At 60.9% G+C, this 17,912-nt stretch carries 18 protein-coding genes, 2 tRNA genes and 1 pseudogene; 8 read left to right on the forward strand and 13 right to left on the reverse strand.

From position 1 onward, the window contains the following. Window positions 1-42 precede the first annotated feature (42 nt). The 7 genes and pseudogenes from ACTG19_RS06300 to ACTG19_RS06330 form a co-directional block, all read right to left on the reverse strand. A pseudogene (locus ACTG19_RS06300) lies at window positions 43-1,250 on the reverse strand (NupC/NupG family nucleoside CNT transporter). A 358-nt stretch (window positions 1,251-1,608) separates the two neighbouring features. Then, window positions 1,609-2,034 carry a glutaredoxin-dependent arsenate reductase gene (gene arsC, locus ACTG19_RS06305; protein WP_080741219.1) on the reverse strand — a complete coding sequence of 142 codons (426 nt, stop codon included), beginning with the start codon at window positions 2,032-2,034 and terminating at the stop codon, window positions 1,609-1,611. A gap of 75 nt (window positions 2,035-2,109) precedes the next feature. Next, window positions 2,110-3,174: an ACR3 family arsenite efflux transporter gene (gene arsB / locus ACTG19_RS06310; protein ID WP_019445633.1), complete on the reverse strand. Its 1,065-nt coding sequence runs from the start codon at window positions 3,172-3,174 to the stop codon at window positions 2,110-2,112. A gap of 109 nt (window positions 3,175-3,283) precedes the next feature. Then, window positions 3,284-5,047, reverse strand: a complete 1,764-nt coding sequence (gene arsA, locus ACTG19_RS06315) for an arsenical pump-driving ATPase (RefSeq protein WP_201990828.1) — start codon at window positions 5,045-5,047, stop codon at window positions 3,284-3,286. Between the two features lie 27 nt (window positions 5,048-5,074). Beyond that, window positions 5,075-5,443, reverse strand: a complete 369-nt coding sequence (gene arsD, locus ACTG19_RS06320) for an arsenite efflux transporter metallochaperone ArsD (RefSeq protein WP_113738853.1) — start codon at window positions 5,441-5,443, stop codon at window positions 5,075-5,077. A gap of 4 nt (window positions 5,444-5,447) precedes the next feature. Beyond that, window positions 5,448-5,816, reverse strand: a complete 369-nt coding sequence (locus ACTG19_RS06325) for an ArsR/SmtB family transcription factor (RefSeq protein ID WP_005338181.1) — start codon at window positions 5,814-5,816, stop codon at window positions 5,448-5,450. 256 nt (window positions 5,817-6,072) lie between these two features. Then, the gene (locus ACTG19_RS06330) at window positions 6,073-6,471 is read right to left on the reverse strand and encodes an META domain-containing protein (protein WP_005359119.1); all 399 of its coding nucleotides are present in this window, start codon (window positions 6,469-6,471) and stop codon (window positions 6,073-6,075) included. Window positions 6,472-6,628: 157 nt separating this feature from the next. Here ACTG19_RS06330 and ACTG19_RS06335 point away from each other — a divergent pair, with 157 nt between their 5' ends. Then, window positions 6,629-7,108, forward strand: a complete 480-nt coding sequence (locus ACTG19_RS06335) for a hypothetical protein (protein ID WP_005359117.1) — start codon at window positions 6,629-6,631, stop codon at window positions 7,106-7,108. A gap of 1 nt (window position 7,109) precedes the next feature. On the opposite strand, the gene ACTG19_RS06340 is transcribed toward ACTG19_RS06335, so the two are convergent. Beyond that, a complete protein-coding gene (locus ACTG19_RS06340) occupies window positions 7,110-7,589 on the reverse strand; it encodes a putative 4-hydroxy-4-methyl-2-oxoglutarate aldolase (RefSeq protein ID WP_043818759.1) in 480 nt (159 codons plus the stop codon). 42 nt (window positions 7,590-7,631) lie between these two features. Next, complete coding sequence (locus ACTG19_RS06345; protein ID WP_113738854.1) at window positions 7,632-8,039, reverse strand: DUF3293 domain-containing protein; 408 nt, start codon at window positions 8,037-8,039, stop codon at window positions 7,632-7,634. Window positions 8,040-8,435: 396 nt separating this feature from the next. Between ACTG19_RS06345 and arcA the strand changes: the two genes are divergently transcribed. After that, entirely contained in the window at window positions 8,436-9,155 is a 720-nt protein-coding gene (gene arcA / locus ACTG19_RS06350) for a two-component system response regulator ArcA (RefSeq protein WP_005338193.1), read from the forward strand. 162 nt (window positions 9,156-9,317) lie between these two features. Here the strand turns inward: arcA and ACTG19_RS06355 are convergent. Further along, window positions 9,318-9,392, reverse strand: a tRNA-Gly gene (locus ACTG19_RS06355). A gap of 15 nt (window positions 9,393-9,407) precedes the next feature. Beyond that, window positions 9,408-9,481, reverse strand: a tRNA-Gly gene (locus ACTG19_RS06360). Window positions 9,482-9,681: 200 nt separating this feature from the next. On the opposite strand from ACTG19_RS06360, the gene cydD reads away from it, so the two are divergent. From cydD to ACTG19_RS06380, 4 genes are all read left to right on the forward strand, one after another. Then, window positions 9,682-11,451 carry a heme ABC transporter permease/ATP-binding protein CydD gene (cydD, locus tag ACTG19_RS06365; protein WP_439988893.1) on the forward strand — a complete coding sequence of 590 codons (1,770 nt, stop codon included), beginning with the start codon at window positions 9,682-9,684 and terminating at the stop codon, window positions 11,449-11,451. Then, window positions 11,444-13,174 carry a heme ABC transporter ATP-binding protein/permease CydC gene (cydC, locus tag ACTG19_RS06370; protein ID WP_335847969.1) on the forward strand — a complete coding sequence of 577 codons (1,731 nt, stop codon included), beginning with the start codon at window positions 11,444-11,446 and terminating at the stop codon, window positions 13,172-13,174. Before cydD ends, cydC begins: the two co-directional genes overlap by 8 nt. Before the next feature lie 163 nt (window positions 13,175-13,337). Beyond that, window positions 13,338-13,709: an Rcs stress response system protein RcsF gene (gene rcsF, locus ACTG19_RS06375; protein WP_013723982.1), complete on the forward strand. Its 372-nt coding sequence runs from the start codon at window positions 13,338-13,340 to the stop codon at window positions 13,707-13,709. Window positions 13,710-13,718: 9 nt separating this feature from the next. Continuing rightward, window positions 13,719-14,105, forward strand: coding sequence for a DUF488 domain-containing protein (locus ACTG19_RS06380; protein WP_216948227.1), 387 nt, complete (start codon window positions 13,719-13,721; stop codon window positions 14,103-14,105). Between the two features lie 159 nt (window positions 14,106-14,264). Here ACTG19_RS06380 and ACTG19_RS06385 read toward each other — a convergent pair whose 3' ends face one another. Continuing rightward, on the reverse strand, window positions 14,265-15,263 hold the full coding sequence (locus ACTG19_RS06385) for an NAD-dependent epimerase/dehydratase family protein (RefSeq protein ID WP_266134216.1): 999 nt from the start codon (window positions 15,261-15,263) through the stop codon (window positions 14,265-14,267). Between the two features lie 212 nt (window positions 15,264-15,475). Here ACTG19_RS06385 and tsaA point away from each other — a divergent pair, with 212 nt between their 5' ends. Then, complete coding sequence (gene tsaA / locus ACTG19_RS06390) at window positions 15,476-16,180, forward strand: tRNA (N6-threonylcarbamoyladenosine(37)-N6)-methyltransferase TrmO (RefSeq protein WP_439988894.1); 705 nt, start codon at window positions 15,476-15,478, stop codon at window positions 16,178-16,180. 288 nt (window positions 16,181-16,468) lie between these two features. Then, the gene (locus tag ACTG19_RS06395) at window positions 16,469-17,017 is read left to right on the forward strand and encodes a cytochrome b (RefSeq protein WP_204483918.1); all 549 of its coding nucleotides are present in this window, start codon (window positions 16,469-16,471) and stop codon (window positions 17,015-17,017) included. Between the two features lie 75 nt (window positions 17,018-17,092). Here the strand turns inward: ACTG19_RS06395 and ACTG19_RS06400 are convergent, their stop codons facing one another. Further along, complete coding sequence (locus ACTG19_RS06400) at window positions 17,093-17,773, reverse strand: polymer-forming cytoskeletal protein (RefSeq protein ID WP_204483919.1); 681 nt, start codon at window positions 17,771-17,773, stop codon at window positions 17,093-17,095. Window positions 17,774-17,912 lie beyond the last annotated feature (139 nt).

Raw genomic sequence — 17,912 nt, forward strand, 5'->3', positions numbered from 1 at the left:
GGGGCGGGCGCTTTTTTACTGGCGCAGCCTCGTTTTATCTCATCAGAGGGAGACAAAGATCCCGGCCAGGGTGGCGCTCATCAGGTTGGCCAGGGTCGCCGCCAACACCGCCTTGAAGCCCATATTGGCCACATCGTGACGGCGCTCCGGCGCCATGGTGCCGATGGAGCCAAGCTGCACCGCAATGGAGCCCAGATTGGCAAAACCGCACAGCGCAAAGGTGATGATGATCTGGGTATGGGCGCTCAGATCCGCCTTGATATTGGCAAAGTCCAGATAGGCGACGAACTCGTTCATGATCACCTTCTGACCAATCAGGGAGCCTGCCGCCATCATCTCGCTGGCGGGCACGCCAATCAGCCAGGCCACCGGGGCAAACAGATAGCCAAGCAGCTGCTGCAGGGAGAGATCGGCCCAGCCGAACCACTCGCCGACGGTGGTGAGACCGGCGTTGATCATGGTGATGACGCTGACAAAGGCGAGCAGGATGGTGCCGATGGCCACCGCGATCTTCATGCCGCCCATGGCGCCGCCCGCCAGTGCGTCGATGGCGTTGCTGTAGTCGCTCTTGTCGAGGGTGATCTCGGTCTGATCGCTTACCTGCTGCTGCTCCGGCACCAGCAGTTTAGCCATCAGCAGGCCACCCGGCGCCGCCATAAAGGAGGCGGCAATCAGGTATTTCAAATCCACACCAAGACCGGCGTAACCGCCCAGCACCGAGCCCGCCACCGAGGCCATGCCGCAGGTCATCACCGCGAAGAGCTCGGAGCGAGTCATCCCAGCGAGGAAGGGACGGATCAGCAGCGGCGACTCCCCTTGCGACAGGAAGATATTGCCGGTGGCCACCAGAGATTCGGCGCGGCTGGTGCCAAGCAGACGATGAATGGCACCGCCCAATACCCGGATCACCCACTGCATAATGCCGAAGTGGTAGAGCACTGCAATCAGCGCGCTGATAAAGATCACCAGCGGCAGCACCCGCACGGCGAAGATAAAGCCGTTGCTGGCGAGATCGCCAAACACGAAACGGATGCCGCTGTCGGCAAAGCCGAGCAGGGCGGAGACGCCATTGCTCATGGCACCGAGCATGATTTGTCCGGGGGGAAATATAGCACCAGCGCAGCAAAACCGGTTTGCAGGGCGAGCGCACCCAGCACGGTTCGCCAGCGGATGGCTCGGCGGTTTTCACTCGCCAACCAGGCGATAAACATCAGGGCCAGCATACCGACCAGACTCAATAACAGTGTCATCTTGCACCTATGAAGAGAGGAGTTTCATATGGCAAGTCTGCAGACAGGCGTCGCGGGCGATCCGGCGGGAGAGGTGCCGACCCACGCGACACGCAGACCACAAACCTACAGGTTAGTGGCGGGTCCCATCCTGGGGTCATTCACGTTCCGGGTGACAGCATGTATCGGGTGACGCCAGCGCCGTCGCAGGGGGAGATGCGGCCGGGTGGCAGGTCGGGCGGCGATGGTACAGTGATCATCGTCACAGAAAAAGCGGTAAAACGATTGGCCGGAATAACTTTTTCAACTTGTTCACACAACGAAACAGGACCAGCGTGAAGCTGGCCCTGTTTCAATCCGTACTTGAGCACTCAGATGATTACTTGAGGCGCTTGCCGCTCGCGTCCACCACCTGCTCGCCATCTTCCTTGGCGAAGGCCCCTTTTTGCTGATCGGGCAGAATATCGAGCACCACTTCCGACGGACGGCACAGTTTGGTACCGAGGGGGGTGACCACGATAGGCCGGTTGATGAGGATAGGGTGGGCCAGCATGGCATCGATCAGTTCATCATCGCTGAAACGATCTTCCGCCAGACCGAGCGCCTCGTAGGGGGGCACGTTCTTGCGCAGCAGATCGCGCACCGGCATGTCCATGGCGGCGATCAGCGCCACCAGCTGGTCACGGGAGGGGGGCGTCTCCAGATAGTGGATGACTGTGGGTTCCACGCCGCTGTTGCGGATCAGCTCCAGGGTGTTGCGGGAGGTACCACATTCCGGGTTGTGATAGATGGTGATTGCACTCATTTGCGTGTCTCTCATTAATCAAGTGAATAGAAAATGGATAGCATCAGTTCGCGGCCATCTGTTAGCGGCCATCAGTTAACGGCCCAGCCCAGCTTCGTACCAGGGTTTGCTGGCGTTAACCACCCGCACCACCAGCAGCATGACCGGCACCTCGATCAGCACCCCGACCACGGTGGCGAGCGCCGCGCCGGAGTGAAAGCCGAACAGACTGATGGCGGCGGCCACCGCCAACTCAAAGAAGTTGGAGGCGCCGATCAGGGCTGAAGGACAGGCGACCGAGTGCTTCTCCCCCACCTTGCGGTTAAGCCAGTAAGCCAGCCCGGAGTTGAACAGCACCTGGATCAGAATGGGCACCGCCAACAGGGCGATAACCAGCGGTTGCTCAATGATGGCGTTGCCCTGAAAGGCGAACAGCAGCACCAGAGTGAGCAGCAGGGCCGCCACCGACCAGGGCTGGATGCGGGTCATGACGCCGTCAAAATGGGCCTCACCCTTTTTCAGCAAAGCCTTGCGCAGCAGCTGGGCGATGATCACCGGGATGACGATATAGAGCACCACAGAAGTGAGCAGGGTATCCCACGGCACTATGATGCTGGAGACCCCGAGCAGCAGCGCCACCAGCGGGGCAAAAGCAAACACCATGATGAGGTCGTTCACCGCCACCTGCGACAGGGTGAAGTAGGGATCGCCGTTGGTGAGGCGACTCCAGACAAACACCATGGCGGTGCAGGGAGCCGCCGCCAGCAGGATCAGACCCGCTACGTAACTGTCGAGTTGATCCGCCGGCAGCCAGTCAGCAAACAGCACGCGGATAAAGAGCCAGCCGAGGAAGGCCATGGAGAAGGGTTTGACCAGCCAGTTGATAAAGAGGGTGACCCCAATACCCTTCATGTGGCCCTTCACCTGATGCAGGGCGCCAAAATCGATCTTGAGCAGCATGGGGATGATCATCACCCAGATTAGCAGCCCCACCGGCAGGTTGACCTTGGCCACCTCCATGGCACCGATCGCCTTGAAGAGATCCGGCAAACCCTGCCCGAGGCCAATCCCCACCAGAATGCAGAGGGCGACCCAGGCGGTCAGATAACGTTCAAAAAAGCCGATGGCAGGCACGGCCTTGGCATCACATGTTGCAGACATCACAGCTCCCGATGCGGCGCAATTTCGCATCTTCTATTGGTTCAAAACACGGGTTTATAACAAGTAACGGCATATTCAAGCCGCCCCGGCAGCAGGCCGAGGCGGCGACTCAATGGTGCTGGCAGAGACGGCGCAGGGCATCGGGCCCCACCGGCTCCTCGGCGAGCAGCGGCACCACGGCGAAGCGGCTGGCGTGTTGCTGCTCGACCGCCTCGATATGGGACAACTGGCGCTCGGCCCGCAGTTGCAGCAGCGGCGAGCTGACCGCGGCTTGCTGCAAGCTGTGGTTGATAAGCCAGCCCCAGGGCTCGATGCCGGCCCGGCGCAGATCGGCCTGCAGATTGGCCGCCTCCTGCACTGGCGTGGGCTCGGGCAGCGTCACAATCAGCACCTTGGTCTGTTTGGGATCCTGCAACTGCATCATGGGGGTGGTGAAGTGCAGCCCCTTGCTTCCCATCTGGCGAGCGATCTCCCTGTGGTAGGCGCCGGTGGCATCGAGCAGCAGCAGGGTGTGGCCGGTAGGGGCGGTATCCATCACCACGAAACGCTTGCCCGCCTCGCGAATGATGCGGGAAAAGGCCTGAAACACGGCAATCTCCTCGGTACAGGGGGAGCGCAAATCCTCCTCCAGCAGTGCTCGCCCCTGCTCGTCCAGGGCCGCCCCCTTGGTGGCCAGCACCTGAGCGCGGTAACGCTCGGTCTCGGCGTGGGGGTCGATGCGGCTCACCTCAAGATGGGGCAGACTAGCTGCCAGCGTCTCGCTCAGGTGCGCGGCGGGATCCGAGGTGGTTAGGTGCACCGGCAGGCCGCGGCTCGCCAGCTCCACCGCCACGGCGGCCGCCAGCGTGGTTTTGCCCACCCCGCCCTTGCCCATCAGCATGATGAGGCCGTGACCATCGGCGGCCAGCTCGTCCACCAGCGAACTCAACTCGGGCTGGGCTGGCAGATGGGCTGACGTTGCCAGTGATACCTGCGCACCAGCATCCTGTGGTTGCAGCAGCTGGCGCAAACTGTCGAGCCCCACCAGATTGGTGGCCAGCAGCGGGATATGATCCTGCGCCAGCCCCTTTATCCCCTGCGGCATCTGGGCGAGAGCCTGTTGCTCGCGCTGCCAGAGCGCCATTGCCAGCGGATCTCCGGCAATAGCCCCCTCGGGGAAGAGGCCATTGATCACCAGTTGCTGGTTCAACAAGCCGATGGCGGCCAGCTCCTCGTGGGTGCGAGCCACTTCCCGCAGAGTGGATTGCTGGGCCCGCGCCACCAGCACCAGACGGGTGCGGGCAGCATCTGCCAGCGCGGCGACCGCGTCGGCATACTGGCTGCGCTGCTTCTCCAGCCCCGCCAGCGGACCAAGGCAGGAGGCATCCCCCTTGCCCTGCTCCAGAAATTCGCTCCAGGCGCCCGGCAGTTGCAGCAGCCGGATGGTGTGACCGGTTGGGGCCGTATCAAAGACGATGTGGTCATACTCGGCCAGCAGTGTTTGGTCGGTCAGCAGGGCGGTGAACTCGTCGAAGGCGGCGATCTCGGTGGTGCAGGCGCCGGAGAGCTGCTCCTCGATGCTGCGCACCACGCTCTCGGGCAACTTGCCGCGCACCGGCCCGACAATCCGCTCCCGATAAGCTTTGGCCGCCGCGGGGGGATCTATCTCCAGCGCCGACAAACCGGACACAGCGGCGATGGTGGTGACGCGATTGCCGATCTCGGTGGCAAACACCTGCCCCACGTTGGAGGCAGGGTCGGTGCTCACCAGCAGCACCCGCTTGCCAATATCACAGAGAGCCACCGCACTGGCGCAGGCTAGCGAGGTCTTGCCCACCCCGCCCTTGCCGGTGAAAAAGAGAAACGGCGGTGGATTGGTCAGAAAATGGTACATAGCCTCTCCCGAATGGTGCGGCGCGACTCAGCAGCAACCGCTGCCGGAGCAGCAGCCGCCCTTGACGCTCCCCTTGATTGCCGCTTGTGGCGCAGGCAGCCCGGCATAACGGGCCAGCTCGCTGCGGCTCGGATAACGGCCGGTCAACACCACCTGCCCTTCCACCAGCACCAGTGGCAACCCCTCCTCCCCGGCGTGGGTCAGAAAAGCGCTGACGGCAGGTGTCTCGGCAAATTGCATCGGCTGCTGGGCCAGATTGAAACGCTCGATGGCCACTCCCTGCTCCTTGGCCCAGGCAAGGTCGGCTGCGAAGGTGACCAGTGCCTGATCAACCTCGGTACCGCAGACACCGCTGGAGCAGCAGAGGGCGGGATCAAAAATCTGAATGGAGGACATGGCATTACTCCTTGTTGCAGCAGGGCTGCGCAGGCAGAACATGGGGGGAGCAGGCTGACTCGGCACGCATCACGCCGCACGCCTCGGGATGACCGGCGCAGCACTCCTCGGTAAGGTAGGCGATCACATCCAGCATCAGGGGAATATTGGCGCGGTAGCGCAGAAAGCGCCCCTCCTGCTCCACCGACAGCAGACCGGTGTTGAGCATCGCCTTGAGGTGAAACGAGAGGGTATTGGGGGCAATATCGAGCTCGCTGGCCAGTTCACCGGCGACCCGCCCCTCCAGCCCGGCCTTCACCAGCAGCCGCCATACATCGAGCCGGATGCCGGATGCCAGCGATTCAAAGACCTTGGTGGCCATCTCTTTGTTCATCTTCATTCCCCTTGGTGCGACCTTTTCATTTCAACTATACAAGAATTATCGAAATGATCAAGATGCGTACCGAAGCGAAGATACGAGGTGCTGACATCAAACCAGGCAGAAAGGGGGCGACGAGTGAACAACAGTAGCGGACGACCACACAGGGTTCATTGCAGATAAACAGACGCCCTCCAGAGGGAGGGCGTATCAGAGCGTTTGACCCGCCAGCACAGTCAGCGCTGTCGGGGCAATCAGACGAACGCGTGCCTTATTTGGCAGCTGGCACAGCGTTGAAGGTGAGCAGGGCCGCCTTGTTGGCATCGCTCAGAGTCAGCTGGTTGCCGTTGATGGAGTAGGTTGCCACCTTCTCCAGCTTTTGCAGGAACTCGGTCTCTTTGTTCATGGCGTCGCCGATGCACATCATGCGAGTGGAGCCCATGGCGCCCAGCGTCAAGACACCGTCACCCTGCTTGGTGATACCGCCAAAATAGCGGTTGCAGCCGCCCTTGCCCGCCACCTTGCCGTCGACCACTTGCAGGGTGAAGGTATCGCCGGTGGCGCCTTGCAGCTGCCAGCTGGATGCTTGCAGTTGAGCCATGCTGGAACCTGTTGCCATTGCGCAGCCTCCCAGTGCCAGCGCGGCCAGCAGAGTCAGTTTCTTGTTCATGGATTCACCTCTTAATGATTAGAGCCATCAATACGGCAGCCTGTTTAACATGGCTGACGCCCATGCCAAAGGATTTTATTGTGATCTCGCTTCACTTTACTACCAGCTGGCATGTGCCATGCTTAGGCTCAGTTCCGGACCCAGGGAGGGGAAACGAATGGTCAAATCACTCATCATCACACTGCTTGCAACCTGCGCCAGCATGGCCGCACAGGCCGCCGACTGGGCAGTGGTTCAGCCGCAATCCAACCCGTCTCTCTATGTCAAAAGTTACTCGGGTGTGCTGCTCAATGGCCATAGCCATCACAGCGACAGTTTTGATCTCTGGCTGGTCAATAGCGGCTATCAATATCCGGTGGTGGATGATGTGACCCTCTTTATGGAAGCGGGCCCGGCGGTGGCGGATCAAAATCGCACATCCGGTTTCAATATGAGTTCGGGGATACGCTACCAGCTCTCTCCGGCATTCAATATCGGCAGCCAGATCAAGCATCTTGATCTCAACAAGGCCAGCACCCTGCTGGAGCTCAACTCCAACCTGCTGCTGACACCGAGACTCTCCCTCACCGCCAACTACGGGGTCAGCGCCATCACAGCCGATCAGGCGCTGAGCCTGGGGGTCGGTTTCAACTTCTGAATCAGATCAGCGGCGTGGCACTCACCACCACGCCGTTGCGATCCGCATAGACGTAATCCCCTTCGTGGATGGTCACCCCGGCAAAGCTGACCACGGCCCCCAGCTCACCCAATCCCCGCTTCTCGGTCTTGACCGGACAGGCCGCCAGCGCCTTGACCCCGAGCGCCAATGTCGCCAGGGTGCCCACATCCCGCGCCGCGCCGTGGATCAGGATCCCCTCCCACCCCTGCTCCACCGCCTTGACCGCCAGTTGATCGCCAAGCAGCGCACGGCGCAGCGAGCCGCCGCCGTCGATCACCATCACCTTGCCGTGACCGGGGCGGGTCACCAGATCCCGCACCAGACTGTTGTCTTCATAACAGGAGAGCGTTACGGCGCGACCATAGAAGATGGCCTTGCCGCCAAAATCCTGAAACACCGGGTCGGCCACTTGCAGCAAGTCGCCATGTTGATCGCAGAGGTCGGGCAGGAGATCCAGCATGATTTGATTCCTTTCAGATACATGAAGGTGTTCATTCTTTCATCAGGCAAGGTTTCTGGCAATCCAGAAGGATTCAATATTGCCCAGATAAACTGCTGATTTATCCATCAATACTGGTGTCAGCCAGAGCTGGCCATCCTCCACCCAGTAGAGAGCATTCTGGCCAAAACGGGCAGCCAGCTGACGGGCTTGTGGCAGAGATAGCGCCACCGCCAGCGATGACTCCTGCCAGCGTTCGTCCGGGTCAGATCCCCAAAATGGCCCCACCACGGGCACCTGCAAATCCACGGTCAGATGGCGCCACATAGCCCGTTCCCGCCGCATATTGCGTCGTTCTGTGACCCACTGGCTGGCCGGATTCCAGGCTGTGATGATGGCAAAGGCAGACCAGTCTGGTGGCTCAAATGGCGCGATAAAGCAGATTTTCTTGTAGTTTTCCCACAAATTCATGTCAATCACATGTTACATTCCATTACATTTTGTAGGGGCGAAAACCCGGTTCAGGCCAAGTATGATGCTGCTGTACCAGGGTTTGACCTATATCAAATCAGAGTTAAAAAGTTGCTATCTGACGGCAAAGAGTGTTGTTATGCTCCTGTTAACTGATAAAATGCGGCCACTTTCGTAATGGACGACCTTTCCAGGCTCTGCTCGACCAGACTTGTCGGGAACCTATAAGTGGCACAGGGATACTTGCCGGTACTGATGCCTAATTCGCGATATTCCGACCTGACTCTCATACCCAGGATGACGTAATAAATTTTCAGGATCAGTCAGGAAATCGGTTTGAAACGCCAAAGAGTGTTAAATTTAAGATAATTAACTGATAAGAATCTGGGAATACTCATGCAAACACCACACATTCTGATCGTCGAAGACGAGCTGGTCACACGCAATACCCTGAAAAGCATTTTTGAAGCCGAAGGCTACATCGTGCTCGAAGCCAACAACGGCGACGAAATGCACCAGGCCCTCACTTCCCACACCATCAATCTGGTGATCATGGACATCAACCTGCCGGGCAAGAACGGCCTGCTGCTGGCCCGTGAGCTGCGTGAGAACGACAACATCGCCCTGATGTTCCTGACCGGTCGTGACAACGAAGTGGACAAGATCCTGGGTCTGGAGATCGGCGCCGATGATTACATCACCAAGCCGTTCAACCCGCGCGAGCTGACCATCCGTGCCCGCAACCTGCTGAGCCGCACCATGAACGTGGCTGCCGGTGGCGAAGAGAAGAAGCTGGTTGAGCGCTACCTGTTCAACGGCTGGGCGCTGGATATCAACAGCCGCGCACTGGTCAGCCCGACTGGCGACATGTTCAAGCTGCCGCGCTCCGAATTCCGCGCCATGCTGCACTTCTGCGAAAACCCGGGCCAGATCCAGACCCGTGCCGAGCTGCTGAAGAAGATGACCGGCCGTGAGCTCAAGCCCCACGACCGTACCGTCGATGTGACCATCCGTCGCATTCGCAAGCATTTCGAAAGCGTCAACGATACTCCGGAGATCATCGCCACCATCCACGGCGAAGGCTACCGTTTCTGTGGTGAGCTGGAGCAGGAATAAGCTCCCGCTACGCTGTTGATCTGAAAAGGCGCCTCGAGCGCCTTTTCTGTCTCTGCGATTTGCCTTAAAAGCCGAGAAACCGTGAGCGTGACGTCGAACGGCGCACAAGACAGATGAAAAACAAAAAGCCCACTCGCAGGAGTGGGCTTTTTGTTTTGAAGCTGGAGCGGGCAGCGGGAATCGAACCCGCATCATCAGCTTGGAAGGCTGAGGTAATAGCCATTATACGATGCCCGCCTGGCATCTGAAATTTGGAGCGGGTGATGGGAATCGAACCCACGTATGCAGCTTGGGAAGCTACCGTTCTACCATTGAACTACACCCGCGTCAGGGCTCCTACTATATGCATTTGCCGCCGAGCGCAATGGCGCCTTTGCCACTTTTTTCAATAAATCAATCTGTTCGGACAAGGATTGAACAGACGGTTGCTTTTTCAATCAAACATTTTCAACACAGATAATTTACAAGGTTGCCAAGGCCAAACGGCAAGGATAGTCTTGCGCCACTCGACGCGAGGATGGTGGTAATGGATAAAAAAACGCAAAAACGTCTCTATGGCTGGTTGCGCAAGCAATCGAGTCACGGTCGCCGCTGGATCACGATATCCATCGCTTTTGGCCTTGGCCAAGGCATTCTGATGGTGGCGCAAGCCTGGCTGCTGGCGACCCTGTTGCACGGCTTTATCATCGAAGGCTCAACGCCTGAACAATCCATCACGCTCTTTATTACCCTGCTGCTGGTGACGCTTTGCAAGGCAGCGCTGGCCTATGGCCGGGAAGTGGCCAGTTTCAAGGCGGGCAGCGCGGTGCGCCAGACCATCCGCCAGCTGGTGCTCACTCGCCTTAGCCGTCTCGGCCCTGCTTATATCCAGCGCCGTCCGGCCGGTAGCTGGGCCAGCCTGTTGCTGGAACAGATTGAAAACATGCAAGATTTCTTCTCCCGCTATCTGCCGCAGATGGCCATCGCCGTCTTTATTCCGGTGGTCATTCTGGTGGCCGTGTTCCCGGTCAACTGGGCGGCGGGCCTGATCCTGCTGGGCACTGCCCCCCTCATCCCTATCTTTATGATCCTGGTGGGTGTGGGCGCCGCCGATGCCAACCGCCGCAATTTTCAGGCGCTGGCTCGTCTCTCCGGCCACTTCCTCGATCGGCTGAAAGGGCTGCGTACCCTGCAACTCTTTATGCGTACCCAGGCGGAAGGTGACGCCATTCGCGACGCCTCGGAAGATTTTCGCGAGCGCACCATGGAGGTGCTGCGCCTGGCGTTTCTGAGCACCGCAGTGCTGGAGTTCTTCGCCGCCATTTCAGTGGCGCTGGTCGCCGTCTACTTCGGCTTCTCTTATATCGACCATCTGAACTTTGGTAGCTATGGGGTCAAGGTCACCCTCTTTACCGGCCTGTTCGTGCTGTTTCTCGCCCCCGAGTTCTACGCCCCGCTGCGGGAACTGGGTGCCCACTACCACGCCAAGGCGCAGGCCATCGGCGCAGCCGAACAGCTGCTTGAATTCCTCGAAGCCGAAGTGAGCGAACCGGCCGCAGGCACAGCGCCATTCCATGCCGACAGCCCGGTCAAGGTAGAAGCCAAAGGCCTTGAAGTGCTCAGCGCCGAGGGCAAGGTGCTGGTCGGCCCTATCGATTTCACCCTGGAAGCCGGTTCACGCACCGCCCTCATCGGCGTCAGCGGCGCCGGCAAGAGCTCGCTGGTCAACGCCCTGCTCGGCTTTGCCCCCTATCGCGGTGAGCTCAAGGTCAACGGGCAGGAGCTTGCCACCCTCGACATGAGCCAGTGGCGCCTGCAGTTAGGCTGGCTCTCGCAAAACCCGCAGCTGTTCCACGCCTCCTTGCGTGACAACCTGCTGCTGGCCAAGCCAACGGCCAGCGATGCCGAGCTGGAAGATGCCCTGAAACGGGCACAGGCGTGGGAATTTGCCATGGAGAAGGGGCTCGACTATCCGGTCGGCGATCAGGCGGGCGGCCTCTCGGTCGGTCAGGCCCAGCGCCTCGCACTGGCGCGAACCCTGCTCAAATCGACCCAGCTGATGGTGCTCGATGAGCCGACCGCCAGTCTGGATCGCCACTCCGAGCGCGCCATCATGACCACCCTCGAGCAGGCGATGGCTGGCCAGACCCTGCTGATGATCACCCACCGCCTCGATCAGCTCACCAAGATGGACAAGATAATGGTGCTGGCCCGCGGCCAGCTGGTGGAGCAAGGCAGCTTCCAGCAACTTAATTCTGGGCAGGGGCCTTTTGCCCGCCTGCTCTCCCAACGTTCCGGAGGTTCTCTCGATGAGTGATCTGTTGCCGTTTCTGCGCCTCTATCGCCAACACTGGCTCAGCCTCACCATTGGTTTGCTGCTGGCGCTGGTGACCCTGGCCGCTGGCATGGGACTGCTCTCCCTCTCCGGCTGGTTCCTCTCCGCCGCAGCCGTGGCGGGAATGACCGTTGCGACGACCCATGCCTTTAACTACATGACCCCTGCAGGCGGCGTGCGCTTCTTCTCCATCGTCCGTACCGCCGGTCGCTGGGGTGAGCGGGTAGTGAGCCACGACGCAACCTTCCGAGTGCTGACCCGGTTGCGGGTCTGGTTCTGGCAAAAACTCTCGCCGCTCTCCACCGGTACCCTGGCCGGTTTCCGTCAGGCGGATCTGCTCAACCGACTGGTGGCAGACATCGATGCGATGGACCACGTCTATCTGCGGCTGATCACCCCCATAGGCGCGGCCCTGCTCAGCACAGCCGGACTGGTCTTCTTCCTGTCGTTTTTCGACAGCCGCCTCGCCCTCACACTGGGTGCCATTCTGCTGTTTGGCATGATCGCCCTGCCGCTGGTGTTCTACTTCCTCGGCCGTCGCCCCGGTCAGGCGCTGATTGCGGAAAAATCAACCCTGCGTACCCGGATGGTGGACTATCTGGATGGTCAGGCCGAGCTGCAGATGTTTGCCGCCGCCCCCAAGGCGCTGGTTGAGCTGCAACAAGCCGAACAGGCTCTGCTTGCCGCGCAGGCCCGCATGGCCAAGGTGAGCGGGCTGGCCAACTTCTCGGTGCAACTGCTGAGCGGCTGGACCCTGACCCTGATGCTCTGGCTGGCCGGTCATGGGGTAGCGGGCGCTGCGCCCGACCCCATTACCGCACTGATGGTCTTTGCCACCCTGGCAAGCTTCGAGGCACTGATGCCGCTGGCGGGGGCTTTCCAGCACCTCTCCACCAGCCTCACCTCGGCACGCCGCCTGAACGAGATCCTGCAAGAGGCAAAAGCCCCCGTGTGGGGCGACGAACAGACCCACGCCACTGCTGGCGCGCTGCAGATCAATGACCTCTATTTTGGCTACCCCGGCAACCCCCAGCCGGTGCTGCGTGGCTGCACCCTGCAACTGCACGCCGGTGAGAAGCTGGCGCTGCTGGGCCAGACCGGCTGCGGCAAATCGACCCTGATGGGGCTGCTGACCCGGGAGTGGAGCCCGCAAGCGGGCAAGATCCTGCTGGGTGGCAAACCGCTCACCGACTACAGCGAAGGGGCGCTGCGCGCCTCCATCTCGGTGGTAAGCCAGCGGGTGCATCTGTTTGCCGATACCTTGCGGGGCAACCTCAAACTGGCCGCCCCGACCGCCACTGACGAGCAGCTGATTGCGGTACTGACCCAGGTCGGACTGGCCAATCTGCTGGAAGATGAGGCGGGTCTGGATGCCTGGCTCGGTGACGGCGGCCGCCCCCTCTCCGGTGGCGAGCGTCGCCGTATCGGCATCGCCCGCGCCCTGCTGCACGATGCGCCGCTCTGGCTGCTGGACGAACCGACCGAAGGGCTCGATAGCCAGACCGAGCGGGAGATCATGGATCTGCTGTTCAAGCTTGGGGCAGATCGCACCTTGCTGCTTATCTCCCACCGCCTGCTGGGGATGGAGCAGATGGACCGGATTGCCCTGATGGAAGAGGGGCAGATCCGCCTCTGCGCCCCTCACAACGAGCTGCTGGCGGATGATTACTACCGCAGCCTCTATCAGCGGCTGGCTCCGGTTTGATATCAGGCTGATGGGGGTCACACCCTGACAACCGGGCGCAAAACGGGGCTGGTCGCCGCAGGCGGCTGGCCCCTATAATGTCCCCCTCATTATTCAACAAGATGCCGACATGGAGCGCCTGCGCATTTCTACTGTCCTCATCACCGACACAAGATACGAGACGATGAAACGCCTGATCCTGATGATGCCCCTGATTGCCTCCGGCTGTGCCAACTACGCCTTCAACAGCAATCTGGATAAAGAGAACTTCGACGAATACTTCAAACCCGGTAGCGTGCGCATCTATGAACAGGATGAGCTGGCTGACCTCAACTACCTCTACCTTGGCACCATTGAGGGTGAATCCTGCCAGGCCGATGCCAACCAGCCGGTGCCCAACGCCGGTGAAGCGCGCACCCTGGCCCGCCGCCGCGCAGCCGACATGGGTGGCAACGGCGTCACCATCGACAAATGCGCCGAGTTCAGCGACACCCCGGGCTGCCTGAAACAGGTGATCTGCTACGGGCAGGCGCTGAAAGTGGCCGAAGAGAAGTAACCCGCTGTCATGGCCCTCGCTATCGTTCGCCTTGGCAGCCCGCGCCAGCCCGATGAGGGGCTGCGGATCGGCACGGTGCGCCGCCCGCCCCGCGGCGTACCCAAGAGCGAATTTGCCAGCCAGCATTGGTACGATGTCTGGTTTCCCAACCTGGCCCCCAGCAGCGAGACCATGAAGCTGGGGCAGGCAGCCGAGACACCCGCCCAGTGGGCGGCGTTTGGCAAACAGTACAAGGCCGAGATGGCGCAACCTGCCGCCAGGCATGATCTGGCGCTGCTGGCCGCCCTCTCCCACACCACCAACCTATCGGTGGGCTGTTACTGCGAACAGGAGTCCCGCTGCCATCGCACCATTTTGAAAGAGCTGCTGGTAGCCGCGGGGGCCGCCATTCGCTAACTCGGTGAGCGACAGCGATGTGATGGAGAATCGCGTCAGCCTGTATTCGGCAACCATCAGGCATGGATAGACAGAGAGGGCATCCCGCGGGATGCCCTCTCTCGTTGTATTCACACCTGCCGCGCCACGCTCGGTAGCAGCGGCTCGATGCCCCCTCTCTTATTGCAGACTGGGCTCCAGCAACTGCTGCCGCAGCGAAGTCTCCTCGGCCTGAGTCATGGCATGTTCCGCCACCCCGGCGACAGGCTCGATGGCCAGCCAGTGGGCAAGGTCGGCGGCGGTCTCCTCCAGCGGCCGGAAGTTCAATCCCTTCACGATGGCCGCCTCGGCGCTTATAGAGCCGTAACCGGTAAACTCCACCTGCGCGCAGGGCAGCAGGGTGGGATAGCTCTTCCAGGGCTCGATTCCGGCCGCCATCAGGGTCGACCAAGGCAACCACTCGGGCTGGATGGGGCGAGCGGGCTGCAACCGGGCGCTCAGCCGCTCCAGCCAGTCGCAGAGGGTAATGCCGGGCTTGAGCAAGTTGAATGTGCCCCCCAACTGCTGCTCGGCCGCGCGCAACACAAACTCGGCGCAATCGCGCACATCGAGATACTGCAAGCGATCCTCGCCACTGCCCGGCAGCAACCAGGGCCCGCCCTGCTGCACCCGCTTAATCCACCAGGCCATGCGACCGGTGGGATCATGGGGGCCGCACAGCACGCCCGGGCGCAGGATGCAAAGCCGCTCGCCCCAGCGGGCGCGATACTCCTGCTCGCACAACACTTTGAGCGGGCCATAGTCAGTGGGCATTTCCCCTTCGGGGATAGCATGCAGCGGCGCCGACTCATCCATTCCGGGGATTGAGAAATCGCGATAGACGCTGATGGTGGAGATAAAGATCAGCCGCGCGCAGCGCCCGAGCAAGGCCGTCGAGAGGCTCGCCGCCTGCTCGGGGCGATAGCAGCAGGTATCGATGACGAGATCCCACTGCAACCCGGCCCCTTGCAGGGCGCTCAGGCTCTTGTCCCTGTCGCCGGTGAGCTGCACCAGATCGCGCCAGTCCGGATGCTGGTGCAGGCCACGGTTGAACAGCGTCACTTCATGGCCCCAATTCAGCGCCAGCGCGGTGAGGTGGCGCCCCAAAAAACCGGTGCCACCGATAATCAGCAGTTTCATCCCTCTCCCTCCCCCTTGGACGCGAGTGCGCATATTTCATCCTGACACGCCAATGCCTCCACCCTACGCAACTCGGCGCGCGGGCACAGCCCCCGACTGGCCGGGATGGGACAGGGATCACGGCAGCGCCGCAGAAAAGGGCGTAGCGAGGCCAAGCCTGCGTTTTGGGGCCGCCTGTGCTAAATTGCCGGGGTTTTCAGTCAGGATCCGCCATGAAGTTCGAAATCGACACCCTCGGGATCATCCGCTCTCCCTACAAGGAGAAGTTCGCCATCCCCCGCCAGCCCGGACTGGTCAAATCGGCACGCGCCCGCCTCGAGCTGCTCCCCCCTTACGAGCAGCCGGATGTGCTGCGCGGCATCGAGCAGTTCTCCCATCTGTGGCTCAGCTTCGTGTTTCACCAGACCATGGCGCAGGGCTGGCACCCGACGGTGCGCCCGCCGCGCCTTGGCGGCAACGAGCGGGTTGGCGTCTTTGCCACTCGCTCCACCTTCCGCCCCAATCCGCTAGGGCTCTCGGTGGTCGAGCTGCACGGGGTAGGTCGCGAACGGGGCAAGTTGTGGCTGGAGCTGGGAGCGGTGGATCTGCTCGATGGCACCCCCATCGTCGATATCAAACCCTATATTCCCTATGCCGACAGCCTGCCGGATGCCCGTGGTGGTTTTGCCCCCGATGCGCCCACCCCGCCGCTGGCGGTGAGCTTCAGTGCCGAGGCAGAGCAGCAGTTGCAACCCTGGCTCAAGGCCCACCCCGAGCTGCGCCAGCTGGTGAGCGAAGTGCTGGCACAAGATCCGCGCCCCGCCTACAAGAAGGGCAAGCCCGATGAGAAGGAGTACGGGGTGCGGCTGTTTGACTGCAACGTCCGTTTTCGCATCAACGAACCCGCGTGTCTGGTAGTGGCCATCGAGCCCGCCTGAACCTGGGCGGGCCGACATCACTGATGCTATTTCACGCCTTCTTCACGTCACAAGGGGCTTAATGAGCCTGTAAATTGTGTGGCATTGATCAGACTATCCACCCGGTTGCCAGTGATACCATGCAGACAGCAGAGGGCATCTCCTCTCTGACTGATGCCAGCGGCAGACTGCCGGTTGATGGCAAGCATGGCAGCTCTGCTGTTGCCGCCAAAGGATCAGGCCTCGCCCCGACACGCTTGAGTACGGGGATGCCACACGGATGTGACAACACTTCGAAGGAACAAACCTATGCTGATGAACAGTGAACAACGTTATGGCACCCTGAATATCGGGCTGCACTGGCTGACCCTGTGGGCCATGATCGCCGTCTACGCCCTGATCGAATTTCGTGATATTTTCCCCAAAGGGGACCCTGGCCGGGATCTGATGAAGGAGTGGCACTTTATGCTGGGGCTGCTTATTTTCGCTCTGGTGTTTGTCAGACTGGCCCTGCGCTGGATGAGCCCGACGCCGCGTATCGTGCCCGAGCTCTCCCCAGTCATGCATAAGCTGGCAAAACTGGCCCACCTCGCCCTCTACGGTTTTCTCATGCTCACCCCGCTGTTTGGCTGGCTGCTGCTAAGCGCCGCGGGCAAGCCCATCCCCTTCTTCGGGCTTGAGCTGCCATCCCTGCTCTCCCCCAGTCCGGATCTCAAGGGGCTGATCAAGGAGGTGCACGAGACCCTGGGTAATATCGGTTACGCCCTGATCGGCCTGCACACGGTGGCGGCCCTCTATCACCACCATATTCTCAAAGACAATACCCTCACCAATATGCTGCCGCCGCGCCGCAGCTAACGGCTAACGGGGAAATGCAGAGGGGGCCATTGTGGCCCCCTCTGCATTTCCTGAACAGCACGCTGGCAAACGACATCACGCCTGCTTGGCCAGCTCCTCGGTCGGCTTGCCTTTCGGCTCGTGCGGCAGCTTTTTCACATTGCTCTTGCTCTCCGGCTGCTTGCTCCCGGACGAACTGTTTTCAGACAAGGCTTGCAACACGGGATCGGCCTTGCCGGCCACGGTGGGCTGGGACTGGCCAACAAAGTTGCCGCCCTTGCAGATGGAGAGACTGCCCCCCTTGAAGATCCCCTGCATCTTGCCGCTCTCCAGGATCTCCACCTCGGCGGAGGTACAGGTGCCTTCCAGCAGACCATTGATGATCACGTGGGGCGCACTCACCTCTCCCTCAACGCTACCACCCTGCATGATGCGCAGCACACCACCGATGAGCTGGATGGTGCCATTGATCTGACCGCGCACCTCCAGATCCCCCTCCACCTGCAACTCGCCCTTGAAGCGGGCCCCAGCTGCAATCACAGTGGCCCCGGCCGACGCAGTAGCCGCACCACCTTTGTTTCTTCCAAACATCCGTACTCTCTCCACCAACCACACAAGCAGAACCAGCGGCATCGGCGCCACTGGCCACAGAAAACAGGGCGACCCCAGCACGTAGAGCAGCAAGGCAGCCCCCCAGCAGAGCCAGACAATATAGAGGAGGTCGCTGCGCTCACGCTGTTGCAGTCGCGCCAGCAGCCTCCCGGCTATCTCTCTCATCACATCAAACCTTTCGCAGCATGGCTGCCGACCAGCAGGCCATCGACAACCCGGACAATGGTTAAACGACCAGTTGGCACGAACTCTGAAGTCCCGCTGATTCAGTCCCGATACAGCCGGGATGCATTAGGATTCGAAT

It is taken from the genome of Aeromonas sp. 3P (assembly GCF_051919745.1).
GTDB lineage: Bacteria > Pseudomonadota > Gammaproteobacteria > Enterobacterales > Aeromonadaceae > Aeromonas > Aeromonas veronii.